The sequence below is a fragment of the Rahnella sp. P4_A8 genome (assembly GCF_056402435.1).
This window is the reverse complement of record NZ_JBFUHK010000209.1, coordinates 1-1,672: the sequence shown is the minus strand read 5'-3', so window position 1 is coordinate 1,672 and position 1,672 is coordinate 1. Positions and strand designations below refer to the sequence as shown.

The following is a 1,672-nucleotide window of genomic DNA, read 5'->3' as shown; positions in this document are numbered from 1 at the left end:
TCCCTATCAATAGTTCATATTTGGGTGTTATCTTGATCATAAGTATATCTTTAATCTGTCATTTTTAGTCGAATCTCTTGGGGCGCGGGTGGGCGTCATTGACACAATGGCGTGCACAAAATATCATTATATCTCAACAAACATAACATTGTGGCTAAGGAGTACCTCGCGTGATGACTGAAGTTCGAAGCCAACGAATGGGCAGATTACCTGCTGCTAGCCGGCTGCAGGCAATAACCGAAATGGTTGATGCTGGATCAAGTATCAGCATTGCCGGGCTAGCGGAGCAGTACTCAGTGTCGATGGAGACCATACGTCGCGATATCGCAGCATTGGAAAAGGAAGGGCTCGTCTACCGTGTGYACGGTGGCGCCATGCCGGCTGGGCGTTCAGCTTCTATCAACATCCGGGTGAATAACCTCAGTCTCGAGAAAGCGTCGATAGGAGCATTGGCGGCGAGGTTGATAGAGAAAGATGAATGGATATTCCTGACGCATGGAAGCACGACGCTCTCAGTTGCGAGAGCGCTTAACGACGGTCCTCCAATTTCCGTGATGACTAATATGCCGGCAATTGCTGAGGCTCTCCACGGTGGGACAAAGCATCGCGTAGTGTTAACCGGCGGCGAATACAACCACGCTGATGGCGCTTTGGGCGGCCAGCAGGTTCTTGAGGCCATTTCCGAGTGCGTGTTCGACACCGTCATTATGGGTACTTACGGAATCAACCCTGTGCATGGGCTGGTCGAGGCCGAGAAGTACTACCAGCATCTCAAGCGCCTACTTTGTCAGAGGAGTAGCAGGCGTATCTTTGTTGCTGACCACAGCAAGTTCGGCGCTTCAGGCCCTTACGTTTCCGTTCCCCTATCAGAAATWGGCATCATTGTCACAGACTACGCTCCGCCAAAAGACTTCGTCACCGTTTTCAATGAATCGGGCGTCAAAGTTATTTATCCAAGTACTATTGGGACTAAACAACATGATCTGTAAAGCGAAAAAAGTCATTATTCTTGGCATCGATGGCTTAAGACCGGACATGGTCAACGAATGGACGATGCCCAATCTGACTGAATTGGGACGAAAGGGCACTTGGAGCAAGAACCATAAGACCGTCTTCCCTAGCGAGACACGGGGCGCGTTGACTGCTCTCGTCACCGGAGCACACGCTGAAACCAACGGGATTTTCGGTAATCAGTTCTACATCAGAGACACCGACCCCAATCAGATTTTCACTGAAACTACCCACGACTGGTATGCTGCAGATAATCGGCTCAAAGGGCAGTTGGTCACCGCTACATCGCTTGCGAAAGTCTTGCGTGACGCAGAGAAAAAACTCGCAGTCATAACATCCAGTGGCCCTGGAGCTCTGTCGGCGTTGAATTGGCAAGGTGACAAGTACGGACAAATTGGGTTCAATGTAAAACACCCCCAGACTTCCTTCCCTCATGACTTCGCAGCGAGAGCGCATCGCAATCTAAAAATTCCAGCCGGAGGCCTCTCCGTGGACGGCCCGAAAACAGCTCTCAAGTTGTTTCAGAAGGAAGTATGGCCACACCATCGTCCAGACGTATCTATCCTGTGGTTCACAGAGGTCGACAGCGCGACGCATTTGTACGGATTAGGCTCACCCGAACATTATGACAGGATGCGCCTTTGTGACGATGTGGTAGGAG

The 1,672-nt window shown here is 50.7% G+C and carries 2 protein-coding genes; both read left to right on the top strand.

Going from position 1 to position 1,672, the window contains the following annotated elements; all coding sequences use genetic code 11:
• Positions 1-173 precede the first annotated feature (173 nt).
• Positions 174-989, top strand: coding sequence for a DeoR/GlpR family DNA-binding transcription regulator (locus AC1DUO_RS24750; RefSeq protein ID WP_477989272.1), 816 nt, complete (start codon positions 174-176; stop codon positions 987-989).
• Positions 979-1,672 (top strand): alkaline phosphatase family protein (locus AC1DUO_RS24745; RefSeq protein ID WP_477989270.1); only part of this gene is annotated, 694 nt, incomplete at its 3' end. The genes AC1DUO_RS24750 and AC1DUO_RS24745, both read left to right, overlap by 11 nt.